The organism is Halocynthiibacter sp., assembly GCF_049608145.1.
Taxonomy (GTDB): Bacteria; Pseudomonadota; Alphaproteobacteria; order Rhodobacterales; family Rhodobacteraceae; genus Halocynthiibacter.
In genome coordinates this window covers 16,432-39,080 of the sequence record NZ_JBMYXF010000012.1, presented here as the reverse complement: position 1 = coordinate 39,080, position 22,649 = coordinate 16,432, and the positions used below count along the sequence as shown (strand labels likewise).

Sequence of the window (22,649 nt, the reverse complement as noted above, 5' to 3'; positions counted from 1 at the left end):
GAATATTTTGATCATATTTTTGAATCACCGGGATATCCCGCTGGATAAGCCCCGAAATCAGGAAAACTCCCATGGCAAAGCGCCCCACACCCGCAGAGAAGACGACCACCCCTTGGATTGAAACCTTGCCACCGGCCTTTATGGAATATCTCGGGGATCGGCGCCTGGATGAGGTTGAAATTATCACGCCTGACCTTGTGGGGATGTCCCGTGGTAAGGCGATGCCGTCTTATAAGTTTGACCCTAGCGGCACTTTCTTTCTGCCTATTTCACTGTTCTATCAGACAATTTCCGGTGAATATGTGGACATGGAAATTGAAAATCAGTGGCTGGAAAAGGACATCGTCCTGCGCCCTGATATGAGCACCTGCACGGCTGTGGCCTGGGCCGAAGATCCGACCTTGCAGCTGATCTGTGATCTGGAAACCCGGGATGGTGAACCGCTGGGGATCGCGCCGCGCAATGTTCTGAAACGCGTTCTGAAGCTGTATGAAGACAAAGGTTGGAAACCCGTCGTTGCGCCGGAAATTGAGTTTTTCCTGACCAAACCACACACCGACCCGAATGAAGACATTGAACCACCCCTAGGCCGGACTGGCCGCCGTTCTGCATCGCGCCAAGCCTATTCGATGGATGCGGTTGATGAATACGGTGAAGTTATTGATACAATTTATGATTTTGCCGAAGCGCAGGGTCTGGCGATTGATACGATCATCCAGGAAGGCGGTGCGGGGCAGATTGAAATCAATCTGCTGCATGGCGATCCGTTGAACCTTGCGGATCAGGTGTTTTTCTTTAAGCGGTCGATCCGTGAAGCGGCTTTGAAGAACGGCATCTTTGCAACCTTTATGGCGAAGCCGATGCGGGATGAACCGGGGTCTGCGATGCATATCCATCAATCGATTGTGGATGCCAAAACTGGTGAAAACATCTTTTCCGATAAAGATGGAAATCCAACGGATCATTTCCATCACTTCATTGGTGGATCGCAGAAATACCTTGTGCATTCGGTGCCGCTGCTTGCGCCTTATGTGAACAGCTTCCGCCGGTTCAGCAAAGAAGGCATGAGCGCGCCGACCAATGTGGAATGGGCTGCGGATAACCGGACAACCGGGATCCGAATTCCGAATTCTGGACCGGAAGCGCGCCGCGTGGAAAACCGGGTGATTGGCATTGATACCAACCCGTATCTGTCCATCGCTGCCAGCCTTGCCTGTGGTTATCTGGGGATGGTTGAAAAGGTTGAACCGCGTGAACCTGTTAACCATGAGATCTATGAGGGCGGGGCGGAATTGCCTGGCAGCCTGACCAATGCGTTGGACCTTTTTGAAGAAGACACAGCCCTGCGAGACGTTCTTGGGGAAGAGTTTTGCCAGCTTTATTCTGATATCAAACGCGCCGAACTGGAAGAATATCAACGCGAGATTTCCCCATGGGAACGTCAGCATCTGTTGCTGAATGCGTGAGCGAAATACATCAATAAATATCTGAAATACCTCTGTTTCTGCAGGAGAACACTATGAACAAGATCACAAACCATCTGCCCACCGCAGAACTTCAGGCGCTGGACGCGGCCCACCATTTGCACCCGTTTACAGACGGCAATGCCCTGGCCGCCAAAGGTGCACGTGTCATTACGCGCGCAACGGGCGTGACCCTGACGGATAGCGAAGGGAATGATTACCTGGATGCGATGGCGGGTCTGTGGTGCGTTAACATTGGGTACGGCCGTGACAGCATTGCCGATGTGGCCGCACGTCAGATGAAGGAACTGCCTTACTATAACACGTTCTTTCAGACCACCCATGTTCCGGTTATCGCGCTGGCAGATAAGCTGGCACAATTGGCCCCTGGTGATCTGAACCACACGTTCTTTTCTGCCGGTGGATCTGATGCGAATGACACCAACATTCGTTTGGTGCGTCATTACTGGGCGGCCAAGGGCAAGCCTGAGAAGAAAGTCATCATCTCTCGTCACAATGCTTATCATGGCTCTACTATGGGCGGCGCAAGTCTTGGCGGTATGAAGCCAATGCACGCCCAGGGTGGTTTGCCGATCCCGGATATTGCCTTTATCGATCAGCCGAACTGGTATGCGGAAGGCGGCGATATGGATCCGGCTGAATTCGGTCTGGAACGTGCGCGTCAGCTGGAAGCAAAGATTGCGGAACTGGGCGAAGGTAAGATTGCGGCCTTTATTGCGGAACCTGTGCAGGGTGCGGGTGGTGTGGTTATTCCACCAGAAACCTACTGGCCCGAAATTCAGCGCATTTGTGATGAACATGAAATCCTGCTGATCGCGGATGAAGTGATCTGTGGCTTTGGCCGTACCGGCAATTGGTTCGGGTCTGAAACCTTCAACATCCGTCCTGACGTGATGACCATCGCGAAAGGCCTGTCGTCTGGCTATGCGCCGATTGGTGGTTCCATGGTGACGGATGAGGTCGCGGCGACCCTGAACGCAGGCGGTGATTTCAACCACGGTTACACCTATTCCGGCCACCCGGTTGCGGCGGCTGTTGCACTGGAAAATCTGCGCATTCTTGAAGAAGAAAATATCGTGGAAACCGTGCGCAACGAAACGGCGCCTTATCTGGAAGAAAAATGGATGCAACTTGGCGATCACCCGCTGGTGGGGCAGGCTGGTATCTGTGGTATGATGGGTTCCATCGCGATGACACCTGACAAAGCCGCACGCGCAGCCTTTGCCGGTGGTGCGGGGAATATCGGTCTGATCTGCCGTGATCATTGTTTCAACAATGGCCTGGTGATGCGTCACGTGGGCGACCGAATGATCATTTCTCCGCCACTGGTTCTGACCAAATCTGATATCGACACACTGATTGACCGGGCGTCCAAAGCTTTGGACCTGACGCTGAAAGATGCGACGGATCAGGGTTTGATGAAGTCTGCGTAATGGCGCTGAACCTTCTCACTGCAAATGACCGACCCGGGGCATACCCCGGGTCTTATTACGCTGCATCCGCCGATCAGCTTGCACCTTTTAGCGTTGCAGAAGGCGACATGCGTGCGGATGTCTGCGTGATTGGCGGTGGCTTTACAGGCCTGTCCGCGGCGCTGCATCTGGCAAAGTCTGGTTTTGATGTTGTGCTGTTGGAAGCCCAGCGTGTCGGATTTGGGGCCTCTGGTCGCAATGGCGGACAGGTGGGCATGGGCCAGCGTCTGGAACAGGATGAACTTGAAGGTATGGTTGGCCTGCCCCGTGCGCGGGAGCTTTGGGATCTGGCCTGTGAAAGTGTGTCCCTGACGCGTGAACTGGCCGAGGCCGGTGGCGTGACGTTTCATGAAGGCATCATCCACGCCGATCATAAACCGGGGTTTGTGCCGGAACACCATGAATATGTTGAGAAACTGCGCGATGAATACGGTCACGATAAGATCCGTTCGCTTTCAAAAGATGCGATGCGCGAGATGGTGGGGTCGCCCGTCTATCACGGTGGTTCCATCGATATGGCGGCTGGGCATCTGCATCCGCTGAATTACGCGCTGGCGCTGGCGCGGGCCTGTGTTGATGCAGGCGTACGCATCCATGAAAACAGCACCGTGTCTGAGGTTGTTGAGGGCACACCAGCGACCGTGAAAACGGATAAGGCGCAGGTTGTTGCGGATTATGTGCTGTATGCCTGTAATGGATACCTTGGAAAATTGCAGGGCAAAGTTGCCGCGCGTACGATGCCGATCAACAACTTTATTGTTGCCACGGAACCGCTGTCACCTGAGGCGCAGGAAGGCCTGATCAAAGGCAATCACGCGGTGGCAGACAGCAAGTTTGTGGTGAATTATTTTCGCTTTTCTGATGATGGACGGATGCTGTTTGGCGGGGCGGAAAGCTATGGCTATCGTTTCCCAAAAGATATCCGCGCGCTGGTCAGTAAGCCGATGCTTGAGATTTATCCGCAGCTGCATGGGATCAAACTGGATTACGCCTGGGGTGGGACCCTGGGGATCACGATGAACCGTATGCCCCATTTTGCACGCCTGTCCGGCAATATCCTGTCCGCATCCGGATATTCCGGTCACGGGGTGGCTATGGCAACGCTGGGTGGCAAGCTGATGGCCGAAGCCGTGCAGGGCCAAGCAGAGCGGTTTGATTTTATGGCTGATGTACCTACACCGCGCTTCCCCGGAGGTGCCGCCCTGCGCAGCCCGCTATTGGTGCTGGCGATGCTGTGGTATTCCTTGCGGGACAAGCTGTAAATTTCGGAGCTGTCACAGCCCAGAAATCCCATTAGAAGTCACTTTGGCCTGCCGCAGGTAAATCACCGGGCAGGCCATGTTATTTTGGGAACGTTTATTTCAGTCGTTTGCGCAGTTCGAACTTTTGGATCTTGCCTGTGGATGTTTTGGGCAGTTCTCCGAATTCAAAGGCTTTTGGGCATTTGAAACCGGCGAGGCGGTCGCGGGCGAAGGTGCGGAGATCTTCGGCACTGACCGATGCGCCATCTTTGAGTTCAATGAATGCGCAGGGCACTTCGCCCCAGGTTTCATCGGGTTTCGCAACCACAGCACACAGCAGCACGGCAGGGTGGTGCATCAGGGCGCCTTCGACTTCGACGGATGAGATATTTTCCCCACCGGAAATGATGATGTCTTTCGCGCGGTCGGTGATGCGGATGTAGCCATCGTCATGCTGATAAGCCACGTCTTCGGAATGGAAATACCCCCCGGCAAAGGCTTTTTCCGATGCTTCTGGGTTTTTCAGATACCCTTTCATGACGGAGTTGCCCCGGATCATGATTTCGCCCGCGGTTTCGCCATCCCATGGCACTTGTTCCATGCTATCCGGATCCAGCACGGTGATGTCTTCCATATGCGGCATGAGGATGCCTGTGCGGGCTTTGATGTCGGCGCGGTCCGTCCCTTTCAGATCAGACCAGCGGGTGTCATCCCAGAGACATTCGGTGACATGGCCATAGGTTTCGGTCAGCCCGTAGACCTGTGTGACGTTAAAGCCCATGGGTTCGATGGCTTCGAGAACCGCAGCGGGGGGTGGGGCACCGGCGGTGAAAACTTCGACGATGTGATCGAATTCGCGACGATCACTTGCGGGCGCATGGATCATCATATTCAGCACAATTGGCGCGCCGCCGAAATGGGTGACGCCTTCGTCAGCAATCGCGTTAAAGATATTTGCCGCAGAAATATCGCGACAGCAGATCAGCGTGCCGCCAAGCGCGGGCATCATCCAGGTATGGTTCCAGCCGTTGCAGTGAAACAGCGGCACAATCGTCAGGTAACGCGGGTACATGGTCATGCCCCAGGAAATTGGCGTGCCCATGGTTTTCAGATACGCGCCCCGGTGATGACAGACGACGCCCTTGGGGCGGCCAGTGGTGCCTGAGGTGTAGTTGAGGGAAATGCTTTCCCATTCATCCTGTGGCATGATCCAAGGAAAGTCAGTATCGCCACCTGCGATGAAATCTTCATATTCCACATGGTCGCCGCTGGCGGGAATGCCTGCCTGTTTATCTGCAACTTCGATGATCAGGGGCTTTGGGCCAGACATTTCAGACACGGCAGTTTTTGCAAGCGTCATAAGGGCGCTGTCCACCAGCAAAGCTTTGGCTTCGCCATGATCCAAGATGTAGGAAACTGTATCGACTTCAAGGCGCGTGTTGATCGTGTTGAGAACCGCGCCACAGGCGGGCACGCCGAAATGGGCTTCGGCTTGAGCGGGGATATTGGGGAGAAGCGATGCCACCACATCCCCGGGTGCGATCCCTGCTTTTGTCAGCGCCGAGGCCAGCTGTGAACACCGGGCATGATATTCACCGTAATTCAGGCGAAAATCGCCATAAACCACGGCTTCGCGACCGGGGAAAACAGTTTTGGCACGTGCAAGATGTGACAGGGGCGTTAGGGGTACAAAATTTGCGGCATTCTTTTCCAGCCCGCGTTCATCATTCATCCAACCCATTTTATTTCCCCCATGTGCAGGCCGCTCTCCCGGCTGGCCCTGTATATTTCGTAACTGGCAGTATTGACGCGCCGCCCTGGTTTTGGGAAGCCTGTTTACGACTGGTTAAGTAATTTTTCCAGACAGGCCCATTCCGACAGGTAAACATATGACAATGACTGCCCCGGCCTCGCGCTCCCTTCTTGCTGCGGGATTCATCCTTTTGGGGATGGCTTCGATTTCGCTGGTGGATCAGTTTATTGCTTTCCTGAGAACCGAAGCCAGCGTCTGGCAGTTTTTCTTCGTTCGGGGCGGGCTGATGCTGGCGGCTTTGCTGGCCTTTTCTGCCATGCGCGGGCTGTCGTTTCGGCCGCAGAAAACGGGGGCTGTTTTGCTGCGGTCGCTGTTGATGTCGCTGGGGCTGGTGGTGTATTTCGGGGCCCTTGGTTTCGTAAGTGTCGCCACTGCGGCTGCGGGGTTGTTTACCTCTCCGATATTTGTGCTGCTGATTTCCGCGCTGGTGTTCCGGCAGAAGGTTGGGATCTGGCGTATCAGCGCGGTGGCCTTGGGTTTTTTCGGCGTGATCTTTGCTTTGACACCGGGGAGCGAAAATTTTCTGATGGATCCGCTGTCCTTGTTTGACGGATCTGCTGCGGCGGGTCAGGTCGGATGGGTGCGTTATCTGCCTGCGATTGCCGGGCTGTTTTACGGTATCTCTGTGATGATGACCCGGCGCAGCTGTGCCGGTGAAACCACGATGACACTGCTGGTTGCCTATATTGGGACGCTGACCGTTATGGGGGGGCTGGTGACTGGGGTTCTGACCCTGTTCCCGGATCTGGTGGATCTGGATCCTTACCTGTCGCAGGGGTGGGTCCCTTTGACGGGGCAGTTTTGGTTCTGGGTTGTGATACAGGCCGCCGGATCTTTGATCGGTATTGTGTTTCTGACACTGGGCTATCAATCCGGCGAGGCATCCTATGTGACGATTTTCGAATACAGCGGGCTGATCTTTTCGGCATTTTTCAGCTGGGTCGTCTTTCGCGAGGTGCCGACGGCAGGGGTTCTTGTGGGGTTGACGTTGATCATCTGTGCCGGAGTGGTGATTGCGTTGCGTTCACGTGGAACAGCACAGGATTAACCCGAATCAAGTCGCAGTTTCTATGCTGTTAAGATTTTAATGGCCATCAGGTATTATAGTTAAATATCATTAACTTAGTTGCTTTATGGTTTCAGCCCTGTTAACATTCCTTAACGTTGCAGAACAGTTGCGTCATGTGTTTGGGGATTGTCCCTGATCCGGCATCACTGACGTTTTCTTACCGATATTTAGACCTGATCCTGCCGCAAATGCCTGTCCAGAATTTCCCATCGCCGCATTTCTGCCGCGAAGAAGTTATGAACGGACAACAAGGGAAGATCATCATGTTTACACGCAACAGAACTGCTTTCGCCGAATATGAACGTGTCATTCTGTCAGAGGAGATCCATTCGCCCGGTGCATTTACCAGAACGGGCATGACCGCAGGTACGTTGCTTGAAACCCAACACGGCTGGTATCCGGTGGAACAGTTGAATGTCGGGGACCGGATCGCCACGCTGGATGGCGGCATGGCGCGCATCATCGCGACACGACATGATTTCGCAGAACCGGTGTCACTGAATACGCCGTCGGATGGGTTTTTGCATGTGCCGGGAGGGGCGTTTGAAAACTGTGCCGCGCTGATGTTGCCGGTGGATCAATATGTGGGAATTGAAAGTGCAGAGGCAGAGAAGCTATTGGGCGAACCTGCGGTTCTGATCCCTGCGACTGCGCTTGAGGGCTATCGTGGCATTTCGCGCCGTTTCCCTGAAAACCGGGTCGAAGTGATCAATCTGCAATTTGAGGATGAGGAAATTGTTTTCGCCAATACGGGTGTGCAGATTTATTGCGGTTCCGGTTCTGAGACCGATTATTTCACGCGCCTTGATGTAAACCATGCCCGGTCCCTGCTGCAGCTGATGGACAGCGAACTTGGGTTTCTGTCGCCGATTGCCGAGGCGCGCTTTGCCGCCTGATACGGAAACGGAAAAGGCCGGGGAAATCCCCCGGCCCCGATTGTTAAGTCAGTCTGAGATCAGGCGGCTTTACCGAAGCGATCATAAAACCCTTCACCTTTTGCTGCGAGATCACGCAGCAGGGCGGGGGCTTTGAAGCGAACGCCATGACTGGCTTCGAGCGCGTCACAGATTTCCACCGCTTTATCGGCACCAATGATGTCGATCCAGGACAGTGGACCACCGGACCAGGGGGCAAATCCCCAGCCAAGGATTGCCGCAACATCGCCTTCTCGGATGTCCATCAGAACGCCTTCTTCCAATGCACGGACTGCTTCCAGCGCCTGGGCCATCATCAGACGATTTTGCGTATCTTCAAGGTCACGTTTGGATGTATCGACCGGGTATTCGTCGGCCAGACCTTCCCAATATCCCTGACGTTTGCCTTTCTCATCATAGGAATAGAAACCGGCTTTGGCTTTGCGCCCCAGACGTCCCAGTTCTTCCATGCGGAAGATGACCGCATCCACGGCCCCATCCGGGTAATCATCGCCCATGGCCGCCCGTGTCGCACGCGCGATTTTGGCCCCCAAATCGATGGATGTTTCATCCACCAACTGCAACGGCCCCACAGGAAAGCCCAGCATTTGCGCGGCGTTATCCACCAGAGCAGGCGCAACACCTTCGGCAACCATGCGGATGCCTTCGTTGATATAGGGGATGATACAACGGTTGGCGTAGAAGAAGCGCGCGTCATTGACCACAATCGGCGTTTTCTTGATTTGACGTGCGAAATCAAGGGCTTTGGCAACCGCACCGTCGCCGGTTTTTGCACCTTTTATGATTTCCACCAGCATCATTTTTTCAACTGGGCTGAAGAAATGGATGCCGATGAACTGTTCGGGGCGGGACGATGCTTTGGCCAAATCAGAGATCGGCAAGGTTGAGGTGTTCGATGCAAAGATGCAATCTTCCCCGACCACGGCCTCAACCCGTTTGGTGATTTCAGCCTTCACAGTCATGTCTTCAAACACGGCCTCAACAATCAAATCACACCCTTTCAACGCGTTCACGTCATCGGTTGCGGTGATGAGGTTTAGTAGGGCTTCTTTACTTTCGGGCGTCGCCTTTTTGCGCGCGATGCCCTTGTCCATGTAGGCCTCAGAGTAGGCTTTGCCTTTGTCGGCGGCGTCCTGGTTTTGATCCAGAAGTACCACTTCGATACCGGCCCGTGCAGAGACCAGCGCAATGCCCGCGCCCATCATGCCAGCACCCAACACGCCAACTTTGGTGACCTTCTGGTCTGGTACGTCTTTGGGACGCACAGCACCTTTTTCCAAAGCTTCCTTGTTGATGAACAGGCTGCGGATCATGGCACTTGAAGAAGGGTTCATCAATACTTTGGTGAACCAGCGGGCTTCAATGCGAATGGCTGTGTCAAAGTCGACTTGTGCACCCTCATAGACAGCAGACAGCAAGGCTTTCGCGGCTGGGAACGCACCTTTGGTTTTGCCGTTGATCATGGCATTTGCACCGACAAACTTCATGAAACCGGCCGGGTGATATGGCGCGCCGCCTGGCATTTTATAGCCTTTTTCATCCCATGGTTTCACGAATTTGGGTTCTGACAGGATCCAGGCTTTCGCCGCATCCAGCAGTTCATCTGCAGGCACGACTTCATCGACCACACCGGCCATTTTGGCCTTTTTCGGATCGTTCAATTTGCCTTCCAGCAACAAAGGTGCCGCCGCCATCGCGCCCATTTTGCGCACCAGACGTGTCGTGCCACCAGCGCCGGGGAAGATGCCAACCATGATTTCCGGCAGGCCGATCTTAGCCTTTGGGTTGTCCGCTGCAAAGATGCGGTGACAGGCCAGCGGGATCTCAAGGCCAATGCCAAGGGCCGTGCCGGGCAGGGCGGCTGCGATGGGTTTGCCGCCTTTGTTCTTGTCGTCCATACCGCCGCGTTCAATGTGGCGCAGCATACGGTGCATATCCATGACGCCGTCAAACAGGCCCTGTGCCGGATTGTCGCCCGCGCTTTCTTTCATCTTGGCGATGATGTTCAGATCCATGCCACCTGCGAAAGAACCTGGCTTGCCAGAGGTAATAACGATGCCTTTGACAGTATCATCCTTCAGGCCCGCATCAACCAGATTATGCAGGTCAAGAAAGCCCTGTTGGTTCATCACGTTCATGGATTTGTTCTGGGTGTCCCAGGTGATCACTGCAACGCCATCAGCGTCAGTTTTCATAGTGAAATCAGTCATATCTCTATCTCCCCGACTCGCTTAAACGCGTTCAATAATGGTTGCGGCACCCATGCCAGATGCAATGCAGAGGGTGGCAAGGCCAACTTCCTGATCGCGTCGCTCTAACTCATCCAGCAACGTGCCAATGATGATCGCGCCGGTCGCGCCCAGCGGGTGACCCATGGCGATGGAGCCGCCGTTGACGTTGACTTTTTCCGGGTCCACGTCAAAGGCCTGCTGGAAGCGCAGCACGACAGATGCAAAGGCCTCATTCACTTCAAACAGATCAATATCACCGATGGCCATACCGTGATCCGCAAGGATTTTCTCGGTCACAGGAACGGGGCCGGTCAGCATGATGGTCGGGTCGGTGCCGATTTTGGCGGTTGCACGAATGCGGGCACGGGGTTTGAGACCATGGGCCTCGCCAAATTCTTTGTTGCCGATCAACACAGCGGCGGAACCATCAACGATACCAGAGCTGTTGCCCGCGTGGTGGATGTGGTTGATCGTCTCAAGGTGGGGGTATTTCAGCTTGGCGATATTGTCGAAACCTGGCATGGCCTCGCCCATATCTTTAAAGCTGGCTTTTAAGGCACCAAGGCTTTGCATGTCTGTGGTTGGGCGCATGAATTCGTCGTGATCAAGGATCAAAATCCCGTTTTGATCGCGCACGGCGACGACGGATTTGGCAAAACGATTGTCATCCCAGGCGGCCTTGGCGCGACGTTGGCTTTCGACGGCCAAGGCGTCTGCGTCTTCGCGTGAAAAGCCATATTCGGTTGCGATTAGGTCAGCAGAAATGCCTTGCGGGACGAAATATGTGCCCATGGCAAGGGTCGGATCAACGGCGATTGCCGCACCATCTGATCCCATGGGAACGCGGCCCATCATTTCGACACCGCCGGCGATATAGGCCTGGCCCGCGCCGCCTTTGATTTGGTTTGCGGCAAGGTTCACGGCTTCCATGCCAGAGGCGCAGAAACGGTTGATGGCAAGGCCCGGGATGGATTGATCGAGGTTGGATGCCAACACAGCGGAACGGGCCAAGCAGCCGCCTTGTTCTTTGACCTGGGTGACATTGCCCCAAATCACGTCTTCCACAGCGTGACCTTCTAGGCCATTGCGATCCTTCACGGCGTTTAGCATTTGCGCGGACAGGCTGACGGCGGTGACTTCTTGTAGGCTGCCGTCTTTGCGGCCCTTGCCACGTGGAGAGCGCAGCGCGTCATAAATATAGGCTTCGGTCATTGTAGTGTCCTTCCTTTATGCGCGATCGGCGGGAGAGCCGGGCATGAGATCATAGGGATGTTTGTAGCCGGGCAGGGCTTCGATACGAGAAAGCCAAGCGTCGATATGCAGCCAAGCTGCGCGATCAAACCCAAAGGGTTCCGGGTAGAAGAGATAGCCGCAGCATGAGAAATCGGCATTGGTCGGGCCATTGCCCACCAGCCAGTCACGATCCGTGAGGGCGGCGTTCAGGGTTTTGTAAGCGTTTTTTAGGCGGCCTCGGCTGAAGGTAATGACTTCCTGTGGGCGTTTGTCTTCAGGCAGGAAATTCATAAGGAACCGCGTCATGCCCGCCTGAGATGACAGTTTGTGATTGTCCCAAAGCACCCAGCGCAGGACTTCGCGTTTTTCTTCGGGTGTTTCACCGGCGAACTTGCCGGATTTCTCAGAAATGTAAGCTTGGATCGCGCCGGATTGGGTCAGGGTTAGGTCGCCGTCAACAAGCGCGGGCACTTCGCCCATGACGTTCATTTCGAGAAATTCTTCCGTGCGCGAAGCACCGTTAAAGAAATCTACGTAAACAGCGTCCCAGGAAAGGCCTGAAAGTTCAAGCGGCAGGGCCGCCTTATAGGCGTTACCGCTTTCGCCGAAGCAATAGAGTTTAATGGTCATGCGCAACCTCCCCGTTGGCATATGTGGTGAGTTCGGAATTTGAGTATTTTGGGCAAGATGAAAGAAGCGCGTTACCAAGTGTTAACCAGAATCGCGCCAGATTGGACGCACGGTACAGGCTGGAGAGCCGATGGCCGTGCAAGGTGAAGCCCCGCCGCTGGGCCCGGTCAGAATGCGTTTCAGGCGTCCGCGTCCGGAGGTGGGGTGATGCTTTTTCATCTTGCGACAAATACTCCCGCCGGAGGCATCGCGCCTCTTCAACATGCGGGAATATTCGTGTGTTTTGTATCATCGACGTCTTCAGAATGCTTCTGCCACCAAATCCATCACCGGATCTGCGCCGCTTTCAATGCGTGCAAGATGCATCTTGGTCGCGGGCAGCTGGCGGGCCATATAGTAACGGCCGGTCTTGATTTTATTTTGATAGAATTCAGCATCCTCAGCACCGTTTTCAAGCGCATCCATCGCGGCCTTCCCCATTTGTGACCAGATGAGGCCAAGGCAGACATGCCCGAAGAGATGCATGAAGTCGGTAGAACCTGCCAGCGCATGGTTCGGGTTCTTCATGCCATTTTGCATGAAATACATCGCGCTTGCCTGCAAATCCTTTGAGGCGGCTTTCAGGGGCTCAAGGAAGTCGTTGTTCAGGGCTTCGTTGTCGCTGTTTTCTTTGATGAAGCTTTTGACCATATCAAAGAAGGCCATGACATGTTTGCCGCCATCCAGGGCCAGTTTACGACCGACAAGATCCAGGGCCTGAACACCATTTGCGCCTTCATAAATCTGGGTGATGCGGGCGTCGCGGGTGAACTGGCTCATGCCGTGTTCTTCGATATAGCCGTGACCGCCGTAAACCTGTTGGGCTGCGACACACATGTTAAAGCCCTGATCTGTCAGGAAACCTTTGACCACAGGGGTGAGCAGGGAAATCAGCCCATCGGCGTCTTTGTCTTCCGCACGATGGGCGCGGTCGATCATGCTTGCTCCCCACATGGTGAAAGCGCGCGCGCCTTCCGCAAAGCTGCGTTGATCCATCAGCGTGCGGCGGATATCCGGGTGGACAATCAGGGGATCGGCTGGGCCATCCGGGTTTTTCACGCCGGTTACATCGCGGCCTTGAAGACGGTCATGCGCGTAGGTGACAGCATTCTGATAGGCGATTTCTGCCTGGGCATAGCCCTGCAGACCAACGCCCATGCGTGCCTCATTCATCATCGTGAACATGGCGCGCATGCCTTTGTGTTCTTCGCCCAGAAGCCAACCGGTGGCTTCGTCATAGTTCATGACGCAGGTGGCATTGCCGTGGATGCCCATTTTCTTTTCGATGTTGCCAACGGATACGCCATTGCGGGTGCCGGGGGTGCCGTCTTCGTTTACGATGAATTTTGGCACGATAAACAGAGATACGCCTTTGATGCCATCCGGGCCACCGGGGATTTTCGCTAGCACCAGGTGGATGATATTGTCTGATAAGTCGTTTTCACCAGCAGAGATAAAGATCTTCTGACCGGAAATCTTATAGCTGCCATCAGTCTGCGGTTCGGCCTTTGTGCGCATCAAGCCCAGATCGGTGCCGCAATGCGGTTCGGTCAGGTTCATGGTGCCTGTCCATTCACAGGACACCATTTTGGGCAGGTATTTCGCCTTTTGTTCGTCCGTGCCATGGGCGTGGATCGCAGAATATGCGCCATGGGTCAGGCCCGCATACATGTTAAAAGCCATATTCGCAGAAGAGAACATTTCGCCCACCGCAGTGTTCAAAACATATGGCATGCCCTGGCCACCATATTCTGGATCGCAATCCAATGCGGTCCAACCGCCATCACGCACCTGATCAAAGGCCGCTTTAAACCCGGTAGGCGTGCGCACAACACCGTTTTCAAGTGTACAGCCTTCCTGATCGCCAACCGCGTTCAGGGGGTGCATGACTTCGGAGGCGATTTTACCTGCTTCTTCCAAAACAGCGGAGGTGAAATCAGCTTCTAGTTCGTCATATCCAGGAATGCCGGAGGTGGATACATCCAGCATTTCGTGCAGGATGAATTGCATGTCTTTTACGGGGGCGGTGTAGGTGGTCATGGCGGGCTCTCCTGTCAGGAATTCTTTTTCTTCATTTCGGCGAGATGATCTTCGACCCAAACCAGCTGATCTTCGAGATCAGCAATGGCCTGTGCCAGTTCTTCGCGCTGGGCAATCATTGCGGCGTGACGTTCGCGGGCGACATCAAGGGTGCGGGTCAGCTGGGTTTCCTGCTGATCGCCCACGTCATATAGGTCGAGCAGCTGTCGGATTTCTTCCAGAGAAAACCCAAAACGTTTGCCGCGCAGAATAAGTTTCAACCGGGCTGCATCCCGTCGGGTGAACAGGCGACGCTGACCGTCCCGGATCGGGAACAAAAGTTCCTTGGCTTCATAAAACCGCAGCGTACGGGGGGTGACGTCGAAAGCGTCACACATCTCGCGAATGGAGCGGCAGTTCTCAGCGGTGTCAGGTCCGGTAACCTCTGTCACGTGTTTCTCCTCAACTTGGCCACGGGGTGGGCGTTGGTATGAGGATAGGCATAAGTTGACGTTCACGTAAACGAAACGTCACGTCAAAATTGTGTGAATTTTATCAGACGACAAAGGAAAACCCCTGCCGCGGATTTGCGTGCAGAGGTTAAGGAATTGTTTTATATAGTAAATTTACTATTCTGTGGCGGGTTCCCCAAGCGTGTCCCGATGCAGTTTTTCCAGTTCAGAAATGGTTGCATCTAGGTCGACACGCTGCTGGCGCAGGATTTTCAGCTGGCGATCCGCCATATCACGCCATTCTTCGCGTTGGGCATCTGTGCCTTCCGTTTCGTAAAGTTCCAGCCACTGGCGCATTTCTTCTAGGGAAAACCCGAATCGACGGCCACGTAGGATCAGCACCATACGTGCGACTTCTGTGGGCCCGTAAAACCGGCTGCGGCCTTCTTTTTCCGGCTGCAGAAGTTCGATATATTCGTAATAGCGTAAGGTGCGTGGCGTGACTTCAAATCGTGCGCACATGTCTTTGAAGTTCAGGCGGATAGCTGTGTCGTCTGTGGGCATGGATTTGTCGTATTTCCGTCGTTCGTGGTGGCCACAGACTAGGGTTTCTGACCATGAAGTCAATTGTCTGCAATTTTCCCGAGTGATGAGCAAATTGCATAAGGCGCGACGCGGGGGCGTTTGCGAAAACTCTTGCACCGCAGGCGCGCGCATCGGTAGATGAAAGAAAGCCCGCAATTGCAGGAAGATCGGATGAATGAACAAAAAACAAAGCTGACACGCCAGTTTATGGAGGCGCTGCCCCATGGCAAGGCGCTGGATATGCAGGTGGCTGGGGTTGGTGATGGTTGGGCAGAGCTGACGATGAATTATGACGAACGCTTTGTCGGGGATCCTGAAACCGGGGTTATTCATGGCGGCGCGATTTCGGCACTGATGGATACATGTTGCGGGGCAGCGGTGATGAGCCATCCACAATTGGCAACGATCACGGCAACGATTGATTTGCGTATCGATTATATGCGTTCGGCCACGCCACATCAGCGCATTCTGTGTCGTGCGGAATGTTACCATGTGACCCGGTCCGTCGCTTTTGTACGGGCAACAGCATATGATGAAGACGGGGCAAACCCGGTGGCAACGGCAACGGCAACGTTCACCGCGTCTGCCAATGATCCGCGTGATCCGGAGCGTCTGAAAAACGTGGGCGCAACCGTGGAAGGGACCGTATTATGAGCCGCACGCCTGAGCCCGTTCAAGTGATTAAACAGCGCCGTGACGGTGCATTAAAAGCACTTGTTGGTCGTATCCCCTATGCGCAGTTTCTGGGCATTCATTTTGACCGCCGCGGAGATGAGTTGACCGGGATTATGCCGTTCAAAGACGATCTGATTGGCAATCCAGTGCTGCCTGCGTTGCATGGCGGGGCCATCGCAGCCTTTCTTGAGATGACAGCGATTACGGAACTAAGCTGGTCGATGCTTTGGGCGGATATTGAACATGGGGAAATTGACGAAAGCGATTTCCCGCGTTTGCCTAAGACGATTGATTTTACGGTGGACTATCTGCGATCGGGCCTGCCGCGTGACGCCTATGCGCGGGCGCGTGTGAACCGGTCGGGGCGACGCTACGCAAGCGTGCATGTTGAGGCCTGGCAGGACAATAGAACCAAGCTATTTGCCCAGGCCACCGGGCATTTTTTGATGCCATCGAAAGACTGAAACAGTGACACATAGCCGTGCAACGCCAGCTGACATCACCCATAAACGGATCCTGGCGATTGCCGCCCCGATTGTGCTTTCCAATGCGACGGTTCCGATTTTGGGGCTGGTGGATACAGGCGTTGTCGGGCAGATGGGCGAAGCAGCCCCAATTGGTGCCGTGGGCATTGGCGCGGTTATTCTGTCTGCGATTTACTGGATTTTCGGTTTTTTGCGCATGGGGACAACTGGTCTTGCGGCGCAGGCGCGCGGTGCGGGGGATCTGAAAGAAGGTGGTGCGCTGTTGATGCGCGGGCTGATGATTGGTGGTGCGGCCGGTCTGATATTTATCCTGACACAGTGGTTCCTGTTTGCCGGGGCGTTCTATCTGTCGCCTGCATCGGACGAGGTCGAGACGCTGGCGCGGCAGTATATGACCATCCGGGTCTGGGGCGCGCCGGCGACAATTGCGTTGTTTGCGATCACTGGCTGGCTGATTGCGATGGAGAAGACGCGTGGCGTGTTGATCCTGCAGCTGTGGATGAACGGGCTGAATATCGGGCTGGATCTGTTTTTCGTTCTGCAGCTTGGGTGGGGTGTGGAGGGGGTGGCAATTGCAACCCTGATGGCCGAGTGGAGTGGGCTGGCCCTTGGGCTTTACCTGTGCCGAAGCGCTTTTTCCGGCAATCAATGGCGGGACTGGGCGCGAATTTTTGACAAGGCGCGCTTGAAAAATATGATGCTGGTCAATGCCGATATCATGATCCGATCCGTGGTGTTGACCGGGTCTTTCACGGCGTTTCTGTTTCTTGGGTCTGATTTTGGGGATGTCACTTTGGCAGCCAATCAGGTGCTGTTACAGTTTGTGGAAATCACGGCCTATGCGTTGGATGGGTTTGCGTTCTCGGCAGAGGCTTTGGTGGGGGGGGCTGTCGGTGCCGGAGATCGTCGGGCTTTGCGCCGGGCATCGCTTATGTCATCCCAATGGGGGCTGGCGGGCGCTGTGTTGTTGGGCGCTGTGTTCTGGTTTGCAGGCCCTGCGATCATTGATGTGATGGCCAAAGCGCCAGAGGTGCAGGTGGCGGGGCGAGAATATCTGTTCTGGGCGGCGATTTTGCCCCCGATCAGTCTTGCCTCTTATATGTTTGATGGAATTTTTGTGGGGGCGACGTGGACACGGGAAATGCGCAACGCGATGTTGGTTTCTGTCGCGATTTATGCGGTGTCGCTGCTGTTGTTATTGCCCTTGATGGGCAATCACGGGCTTTGGGTGGCACTTGTGGTTCTGAATATTGCACGTGGTGCGACGCTGGGTTGGTATTACCCGCGCCTTGAAGCGCGGGTGGGGATGCCCGTTTGATCTGATGGGCCTTGCTGTGGTTACAGGATATCCAGAACATTTTCAGGCGGGCGACCAATGCGGGCCTGACCGGATTTGCGCACAATAGGGCGTTCAATTAGGCCTGGATTTGCCACCATTGCCGCGATCAGCGCGTCATCTGGCAGATCTGAGGACAGGCCCAGATCTTTGAACAGCGCGTCTTTTGTGCGCATGATCTCAGACGCGGATTTTCCCAGGGCTTTCAGGACATCCTGTACTGTGGCCGCGTCGGGGCCATCCTGAAGATATAGACGGATTTCTGGCGTGATCCCCCGTTCTTCCAGCAACGCCAAGGTTTGACGTGATTTGGAACAGCGTGGGTTGTGCCAGATTTCAACAGCGTCACTTACAGCCATTTTTCAATATCCGTTCCCCGGGCATCTTCGATGCTGGAAAACCCATGGTATCCAAGCAGTTGATCAAGACCACACCGAATGTCTTTCACCAGAGACATCCCGTTATAAACAAGACCCGAGTAAAGCTGAACTGCAGATGCGCCCGCCTGAATTTTGGCAAATGCGTCTTCCGCAGACGAAATGCCCCCAACCCCCATCAGAGGGATTGCTCCGCCGGTTTCATTGGCGATACGTGCCAGAACGCGGGTGGATTTTTTAAACAGGGGAACACCGGACAGACCACCGGCCTGAGATTTATGGCGTCCGTGCAGGCCTTCGCGATCTAGGGTGGTGTTGGTTGCGATAATGCCGTCGATACCCGTGTCAAAGGCCACCGCAACAATGTCAGAAATCTCGGCATCGGTCAGATCCGGCGCGATCTTTAGAAACACAGGAATGCGGTTTGTAAGATTGTCGCGGGTTTCCATTACGCCGTTTAACAGGGCGGTCAGCGCATCTGCGCCCTGCAAATCCCGCAGCTTTTCGGTATTTGGCGAGGACACATTGACGGTTGCGAAATCGATATGCGCGCCACAATGTTCCAAGACACGGGCGAAATCACCAGCGCGATCTTCACTGTCTTTGTTTGCGCCAAGGTTCAACCCGACAACACCCGCCCGACGGCCTGTATCAACGTGGGTGTCACGATCTGCCAGACGTGCGCCAATCACTGACATGCCTTGGTTGTTAAAGCCAAAACGGTTGATGACGCCCTGATCATAGGGCAGGCGGAACAGGCGCGGTTTTGGATTGCCATCCTGTGGACGCGGGGTGGCGGCACCCACTTCGATAAAGCCAAATCCCATCTTCAGAAGAGGTGCAATGACTTCGGCGTTTTTGTCAAAACCAGCGGCAAGACCAACAGGATTGGACAGTTTCAGACCCGCAAATTCGCATTTAAGCCGTGGCATGTCTGGCAGGGCGGCTGGCATTGGGGCCAGGCCGGATTTCAAAGCTTTAATTGCAAGGCCATGGGCGCGTTCAGGATCGATCTGGCGCAAGACCGCAAGACCGGCACGTTCAACGATACTCATTCCATCCCCTCAGGAAAAACATGTTTGCCATCTGTCAGCGGCAGTTCACGTGCCCAGACTAATCCGTTAAGCGTTAAGCTTTGGTAGAGATGCGGAAATAATGCATCATTCCGGGACACTTCCCATTTCAAGTCATCCCCGAACAGCGCAGGATCATAGGCCAGCAGCATCAGATCGTTGACACCCGCGAAGTGTTTCGCAGCTGTTTCTTCTGCCTGTGCAGCGGTTGAAAAATGGATATAGCCGTCAGCGACATCAATTGGCGCGCCGGCGCTTTTGCCAGCACTTTCAAGTTCAGCCCACTCTGGGGCGCGCAGGATCTTATAGATATACATATACAGTCAAATGCCCGGCTGATGCGTCAAGGTCAAGAGGAGGACAGTCAGCCATTGCGTAATCTCGCGGCGGGCCCTAGGTTTCTGAGATGACATTTATACAAAACAAAGCCAGCGGCGAAATCCGCAATTATATCCGTCTCTGATACAGAGGCGGCCATCTGAGTTTTGTGAAACGGTGCCGTCGCAGGATGGCATTTTGGTCCTGTGACGCCCACAGGAGACGAGAATGAAAAAGCCGAACGAACCCCACACCATAGAAATTCGCAAGGCAAACCGTGCGGATGCGGAATGTTTGTTTTTGATGATCAAAGGCCTTGCGGCGTATCACGATGATATTCCGTCCATCAGCCTGGAAACGCTGGAACGTGATATGTCCGGTGACAGGCCATGGGTTCATATTCTTATCGCAAAGGTTGATGGAAAGGCGATTGGTTATTCTGCCCTGTGCCCCCTGATGCAGCTACAGTTTGGGGTACGGGGAATGGATATGCATCACCTGTTTGTTGAATCCGGGTTTCGGGGCAGGGGCGTGGGGCGGGCGCTGATCCAGGCGTCGCTGTCCTTGGCGCGTGATTTGTCCTGTTCATATATGATGGTAGGAACCCATCCGGACAATGTGACTGCGCAGGCGGCCTATATTGCATGTGGATTTGAAAGGCGGGAAAGCTCTGGACCACGGTTTCGAATTTCGCTGGCCGATAGGTGACAGAAACAACAACATTTTTTCGTTTCGTCATATGGCTGTCTTAATCTCACACCTAGAAGCTGTAGCAGGATCATGCCGCTGATCTGTCGCTGGGGTTTTGACTCTGGCTCTGATTGGCGTAAGTCTATGAGCATTCCAACCAGGGGGATTCCCATGAAGAACCGTTTTCTGACGACAGCAGCTGCGCTGGTGATGACAACAGGTGCTGCAAGCGCCGATTATTCACTGACCGTTCTGCACACCAACGACTTTCACGCGCGCTTTGAGCCGATCAGCAAGTATGACTCTGGCTGTTCTGCAGAGAAAAACGCAGAAGGCGAATGTTTTGGCGGTACCGCCCGCCTTGTAACGGCCGTGACCGATGCACGTGCACGTTCCAATAACTCTATCCTTGTGGATGGGGGCGATCAGTTCCAGGGCACGCTGTATTACACCTATTATAAGGGTGCCGTTGCAGCGGAAATGATGAACCAATTGGGTTACGACGGCATGACCGTTGGTAACCATGAATTTGACGATGGACCGGAAGTTCTGCGTGGCTTTGCCGAAACCATCAACTTCCCGATCCTGATGTCCAACGCGGATTTTTCTAATGAGCCGCTGATTGCGGATGTCATCCAGAAATCTGTCATCATTGAGCGTGGGGGCGAAAAGATCGGCATGATCGGCCTGACACCACAAGACACAGACGAGCTGGCAAGCCCGGGCCCGAATGTGACGTTCTCTGACCCGGTTCCTGCGGTGCAGGCTGAGGTGGACCGTCTGACAGCTGAAGGCGTGAACAAGATCATCGTTCTGTCGCATTCCGGTTATGTTGTGGATCAACGCGTTGCTGCGGAAACCACCGGTGTTGACGTGATCGTTGGGGGGCATTCTAACACGCTGCTGTCCAACACCAATGAACGTGCGGTTGGCCCTTATCCAACAATGGTTGGCGATACAGCGGTTGTTCAGGCCTATGCCTATGGCAAATTCCTTGGTGAGCTGAACGTTACCTTTGATGACGAAGGCAAAATCACCGAAGCTGTGGGTGAGCCTCTGATTATGGATGGCGGCGTTGCAGAAGACGAAGCCACTGTCGCGCGTGTTGCGGAACTTGGTGTGCCACTGGATGAGATCCGCCAAAAGGTTGTTGCTGCCTCTGCTGAGGCGATTGAAGGTGACCGCGCCGTGTGTCGTATTCAGGAATGCCCAATGGGCAACCTGGTAGCGGATGCGATGCTTGATCGTGTGAAAGATCAGGGCATTTCGATTGCGATTGCGAACTCTGGCGGGATCCGTGCATCTATGGATGCGGGCGAAGTGACCATGGGCGAAGTGCTGACTGTACTGCCGTTCCAGAACACGTTGTCGACCTTCCAGGTTTCTGGTCAGACTGTGATCGATGCGCTGGAAAACGGTGTAAGCCAAGTTGAAGAAGTCAAAGGCCGTTTCCCACAGGTTGCAGGTCTGCGTTTCACATTTGATGCGTCCATTGCTGCAGGCGAAGGTCGGGTGACCGAGGTTCTGGTTGCGGATGGTGATGCCTGGGTCGCGATTGATCCGGCCAAGACCTATGGTCTTGTGTCCAACAATTATGTGCGTGGAGGCGGTGACGGATACAAAATGTTCCGCGACGCAGAAAATGCATATGACTTTGGCCCAGATGTGGCGGATGTTCTTGCTGAATATATGGCAGCACAGGGCGATTACACGCCGTACACCGACGGCCGTATTGCGCAGTAACGCGCATCCGAACTGAGACATAAAAAGGGGCGTGGCAGTGATGTCATGCCCCTTTTGCTTGCCTGTGCGGGGGCGTGGTGGCACATTATGCCCATGTGTGGCCGACTTGCAGTGACCCTTCCCCATGACGCAATGGCGCAGATGTTTGCGGCGCAACCCGCCAATAATCTGCCGCCGGATGTGAACTATAACCTGTGCCCGACAGATCAGATTGCGGTGGTCACAGGGGGGGACGCCCGCAGATATATGTCGATGCGCTGGGGATTTGTGCCGCATTGGTACGCAACTGAAAACGATGGTCCGCTGTTGATCAATGCCCGCGCTGAAACCTTGGCCGAAAAACCGGCGTTTCGCGAAGCTTGCCGAACGCGCAGATGCCTGATTCCTGTGACCGGCTGGTATGAATGGAATAAGGATGAGGCGGGCAATCGTTTGCCTTGGTATTTCTGGCCGACAGATAAAACGCCCGCGGTGCTGGCTGGAATATGGCAAACTCGAACCGATGGCAGCAACAGCTGTGCTATTGTGACCACCTCGGCAAATGCTTCTTTATCTGAGGTGCATCACCGAATGCCGGTGACGTTATTGCCTGATCAATGGGCCTTGTGGCTGGGCGAAGAAGGGCATGGCGCTGCACGATTGATGCAACCTGCACCTGACAGCAGATTTCAGATGCACCGTGTCCGTCCTGAAGTGAATTCGAACAAAGCCAGCGGTGCACAGCTTATCCTGCCTTTGGAGCAATAGGT

The 22,649-nt window shown here is 54.5% G+C and carries 21 protein-coding genes; 11 read left to right on the top strand and 10 right to left on the bottom strand.

Annotated elements, in window-relative coordinates:
* Positions 1-71 precede the first annotated feature (71 nt).
* From ACPGUT_RS06000 to ACPGUT_RS05990, 3 genes are read left to right on the top strand one after another with little or no spacing between them, the layout of a single operon-like run.
* Entirely contained in the window at positions 72-1,466 is a 1,395-nt protein-coding gene (locus ACPGUT_RS06000; RefSeq protein ID WP_423989411.1) for a glutamine synthetase family protein, read from the top strand.
* A gap of 53 nt (positions 1,467-1,519) precedes the next feature.
* Positions 1,520-2,917 (top strand): aspartate aminotransferase family protein, encoded by a 1,398-nt coding sequence (locus tag ACPGUT_RS05995; protein ID WP_423989410.1) that lies wholly within the window; start codon positions 1,520-1,522, stop codon positions 2,915-2,917.
* Positions 2,918-2,922: 5 nt separating this feature from the next.
* On the top strand, positions 2,923-4,218 hold the full coding sequence (locus tag ACPGUT_RS05990) for an NAD(P)/FAD-dependent oxidoreductase (protein WP_423989443.1): 1,296 nt from the start codon (positions 2,923-2,925) through the stop codon (positions 4,216-4,218).
* 94 nt (positions 4,219-4,312) lie between these two features.
* On the opposite strand, the gene ACPGUT_RS05985 is transcribed toward ACPGUT_RS05990, so the two are convergent.
* Complete coding sequence (locus tag ACPGUT_RS05985; protein WP_423989409.1) at positions 4,313-5,938, bottom strand: AMP-binding protein; 1,626 nt, start codon at positions 5,936-5,938, stop codon at positions 4,313-4,315.
* Between the two features lie 148 nt (positions 5,939-6,086).
* Here ACPGUT_RS05985 and ACPGUT_RS05980 point away from each other — a divergent pair, with 148 nt between their 5' ends.
* A complete protein-coding gene (locus ACPGUT_RS05980) occupies positions 6,087-7,058 on the top strand; it encodes a DMT family transporter (protein WP_423989408.1) in 972 nt (323 codons plus the stop codon).
* A gap of 284 nt (positions 7,059-7,342) precedes the next feature.
* Complete coding sequence (locus tag ACPGUT_RS05975) at positions 7,343-7,975, top strand: Hint domain-containing protein (protein ID WP_423989407.1); 633 nt, start codon at positions 7,343-7,345, stop codon at positions 7,973-7,975.
* 59 nt (positions 7,976-8,034) lie between these two features.
* On the opposite strand, the gene ACPGUT_RS05970 is transcribed toward ACPGUT_RS05975, so the two are convergent.
* The 6 genes from ACPGUT_RS05970 to ACPGUT_RS05945 all read right to left on the bottom strand — a co-directional run bounded on the left by ACPGUT_RS05970 (position 8,035) and on the right by ACPGUT_RS05945 (position 15,182).
* Positions 8,035-10,224 carry a 3-hydroxyacyl-CoA dehydrogenase NAD-binding domain-containing protein gene (locus tag ACPGUT_RS05970; protein ID WP_423989406.1) on the bottom strand — a complete coding sequence of 730 codons (2,190 nt, stop codon included), beginning with the start codon at positions 10,222-10,224 and terminating at the stop codon, positions 8,035-8,037.
* 21 nt (positions 10,225-10,245) lie between these two features.
* Positions 10,246-11,457 (bottom strand): acetyl-CoA C-acetyltransferase, encoded by a 1,212-nt coding sequence (locus ACPGUT_RS05965; RefSeq protein WP_423989405.1) that lies wholly within the window; start codon positions 11,455-11,457, stop codon positions 10,246-10,248.
* Between the two features lie 15 nt (positions 11,458-11,472).
* Positions 11,473-12,108, bottom strand: a complete 636-nt coding sequence (locus ACPGUT_RS05960; protein WP_423989404.1) for a glutathione S-transferase family protein — start codon at positions 12,106-12,108, stop codon at positions 11,473-11,475.
* A gap of 300 nt (positions 12,109-12,408) precedes the next feature.
* Positions 12,409-14,187, bottom strand: coding sequence for an acyl-CoA dehydrogenase C-terminal domain-containing protein (locus ACPGUT_RS05955; protein WP_423989403.1), 1,779 nt, complete (start codon positions 14,185-14,187; stop codon positions 12,409-12,411).
* Positions 14,188-14,201: 14 nt separating this feature from the next.
* Positions 14,202-14,564, bottom strand: a complete 363-nt coding sequence (locus ACPGUT_RS05950) for a MerR family transcriptional regulator (protein ID WP_423989441.1) — start codon at positions 14,562-14,564, stop codon at positions 14,202-14,204.
* A gap of 231 nt (positions 14,565-14,795) precedes the next feature.
* Positions 14,796-15,182, bottom strand: coding sequence for a MerR family transcriptional regulator (locus ACPGUT_RS05945; protein ID WP_423989440.1), 387 nt, complete (start codon positions 15,180-15,182; stop codon positions 14,796-14,798).
* Between the two features lie 192 nt (positions 15,183-15,374).
* On the opposite strand from ACPGUT_RS05945, the gene ACPGUT_RS05940 reads away from it, so the two are divergent.
* Genes ACPGUT_RS05940 through ACPGUT_RS05930 form a run of 3 tightly spaced genes read left to right on the top strand, consistent with a single transcriptional unit; the run spans position 15,375 to position 17,681 of the window.
* Entirely contained in the window at positions 15,375-15,857 is a 483-nt protein-coding gene (locus tag ACPGUT_RS05940) for a PaaI family thioesterase (RefSeq protein ID WP_423989402.1), read from the top strand.
* On the top strand, positions 15,854-16,342 hold the full coding sequence (locus ACPGUT_RS05935; RefSeq protein WP_423989401.1) for a PaaI family thioesterase: 489 nt from the start codon (positions 15,854-15,856) through the stop codon (positions 16,340-16,342). The genes ACPGUT_RS05940 and ACPGUT_RS05935 overlap by 4 nt, the downstream gene beginning before the upstream one ends.
* 4 nt (positions 16,343-16,346) lie before the next feature.
* Positions 16,347-17,681: an MATE family efflux transporter gene (locus ACPGUT_RS05930; RefSeq protein ID WP_423989400.1), complete on the top strand. Its 1,335-nt coding sequence runs from the start codon at positions 16,347-16,349 to the stop codon at positions 17,679-17,681.
* Positions 17,682-17,701: 20 nt separating this feature from the next.
* Here the strand turns inward: ACPGUT_RS05930 and arsC are convergent, their stop codons facing one another.
* From arsC to ACPGUT_RS05915, 3 genes are read right to left on the bottom strand one after another with little or no spacing between them, the layout of a single operon-like run.
* Complete coding sequence (gene arsC / locus ACPGUT_RS05925) at positions 17,702-18,058, bottom strand: arsenate reductase (glutaredoxin) (protein WP_423989399.1); 357 nt, start codon at positions 18,056-18,058, stop codon at positions 17,702-17,704.
* A complete protein-coding gene (locus ACPGUT_RS05920) occupies positions 18,049-19,131 on the bottom strand; it encodes a quinone-dependent dihydroorotate dehydrogenase (protein WP_423989398.1) in 1,083 nt (360 codons plus the stop codon). The genes arsC and ACPGUT_RS05920 overlap by 10 nt, the downstream gene beginning before the upstream one ends.
* Positions 19,128-19,466, bottom strand: coding sequence for a DUF952 domain-containing protein (locus ACPGUT_RS05915; RefSeq protein ID WP_423989397.1), 339 nt, complete (start codon positions 19,464-19,466; stop codon positions 19,128-19,130). Before ACPGUT_RS05915 ends, ACPGUT_RS05920 begins: the two co-directional genes overlap by 4 nt.
* A 229-nt stretch (positions 19,467-19,695) precedes the next feature.
* Between ACPGUT_RS05915 and ACPGUT_RS05910 the strand changes: the two genes are divergently transcribed.
* The 3 genes from ACPGUT_RS05910 to ACPGUT_RS05900 all read left to right on the top strand — a co-directional run bounded on the left by ACPGUT_RS05910 (position 19,696) and on the right by ACPGUT_RS05900 (position 22,647).
* Positions 19,696-20,175 (top strand): GNAT family N-acetyltransferase, encoded by a 480-nt coding sequence (locus ACPGUT_RS05910; RefSeq protein WP_423989396.1) that lies wholly within the window; start codon positions 19,696-19,698, stop codon positions 20,173-20,175.
* Between the two features lie 153 nt (positions 20,176-20,328).
* Positions 20,329-21,900: a bifunctional metallophosphatase/5'-nucleotidase gene (locus tag ACPGUT_RS05905; RefSeq protein ID WP_423989395.1), complete on the top strand. Its 1,572-nt coding sequence runs from the start codon at positions 20,329-20,331 to the stop codon at positions 21,898-21,900.
* Between the two features lie 93 nt (positions 21,901-21,993).
* Positions 21,994-22,647, top strand: a complete 654-nt coding sequence (locus ACPGUT_RS05900) for an SOS response-associated peptidase (protein WP_423989439.1) — start codon at positions 21,994-21,996, stop codon at positions 22,645-22,647.
* Positions 22,648-22,649 lie beyond the last annotated feature (2 nt).

Excerpts from the sequence above, each read along its gene's own strand:
- ACPGUT_RS06000 (WP_423989411.1), top strand. The coding sequence starts at position 72 with ATGGCAAAGCGCCCCACACCCGCAGAGAAGACGACCACCCCTTGGATT.
- ACPGUT_RS05995 (WP_423989410.1), top strand. The coding sequence starts at position 1,520 with ATGAACAAGATCACAAACCATCTGCCCACCGCAGAACTTCAGGCGCTG.
- ACPGUT_RS05985 (WP_423989409.1), bottom strand. The coding sequence starts at position 5,938 with ATGGGTTGGATGAATGATGAACGCGGGCTGGAAAAGAATGCCGCAAAT.
- ACPGUT_RS05980 (WP_423989408.1), top strand. The coding sequence starts at position 6,087 with ATGACAATGACTGCCCCGGCCTCGCGCTCCCTTCTTGCTGCGGGATTC.
- ACPGUT_RS05975 (WP_423989407.1), top strand. The coding sequence starts at position 7,343 with ATGTTTACACGCAACAGAACTGCTTTCGCCGAATATGAACGTGTCATT.
- ACPGUT_RS05970 (WP_423989406.1), bottom strand. The coding sequence starts at position 10,224 with ATGACTGATTTCACTATGAAAACTGACGCTGATGGCGTTGCAGTGATC.
- ACPGUT_RS05965 (WP_423989405.1), bottom strand. The coding sequence starts at position 11,457 with ATGACCGAAGCCTATATTTATGACGCGCTGCGCTCTCCACGTGGCAAG.
- ACPGUT_RS05960 (WP_423989404.1), bottom strand. The coding sequence starts at position 12,108 with ATGACCATTAAACTCTATTGCTTCGGCGAAAGCGGTAACGCCTATAAG.
- ACPGUT_RS05955 (WP_423989403.1), bottom strand. The coding sequence starts at position 14,187 with ATGACCACCTACACCGCCCCCGTAAAAGACATGCAATTCATCCTGCAC.
- ACPGUT_RS05950 (WP_423989441.1), bottom strand. The coding sequence starts at position 14,564 with ATGTGTGACGCTTTCGACGTCACCCCCCGTACGCTGCGGTTTTATGAA.
- ACPGUT_RS05945 (WP_423989440.1), bottom strand. The coding sequence starts at position 15,182 with ATGCCCACAGACGACACAGCTATCCGCCTGAACTTCAAAGACATGTGC.
- ACPGUT_RS05940 (WP_423989402.1), top strand. The coding sequence starts at position 15,375 with ATGAATGAACAAAAAACAAAGCTGACACGCCAGTTTATGGAGGCGCTG.
- ACPGUT_RS05935 (WP_423989401.1), top strand. The coding sequence starts at position 15,854 with ATGAGCCGCACGCCTGAGCCCGTTCAAGTGATTAAACAGCGCCGTGAC.
- arsC (WP_423989399.1), bottom strand. The coding sequence starts at position 18,058 with ATGGCTGTAAGTGACGCTGTTGAAATCTGGCACAACCCACGCTGTTCC.
- ACPGUT_RS05920 (WP_423989398.1), bottom strand. The coding sequence starts at position 19,131 with ATGAGTATCGTTGAACGTGCCGGTCTTGCGGTCTTGCGCCAGATCGAT.
- ACPGUT_RS05915 (WP_423989397.1), bottom strand. The coding sequence starts at position 19,466 with ATGTATATCTATAAGATCCTGCGCGCCCCAGAGTGGGCTGAACTTGAA.
- ACPGUT_RS05910 (WP_423989396.1), top strand. The coding sequence starts at position 19,696 with ATGAAAAAGCCGAACGAACCCCACACCATAGAAATTCGCAAGGCAAAC.
- ACPGUT_RS05905 (WP_423989395.1), top strand. The coding sequence starts at position 20,329 with ATGAAGAACCGTTTTCTGACGACAGCAGCTGCGCTGGTGATGACAACA.
- ACPGUT_RS05900 (WP_423989439.1), top strand. The coding sequence starts at position 21,994 with ATGTGTGGCCGACTTGCAGTGACCCTTCCCCATGACGCAATGGCGCAG.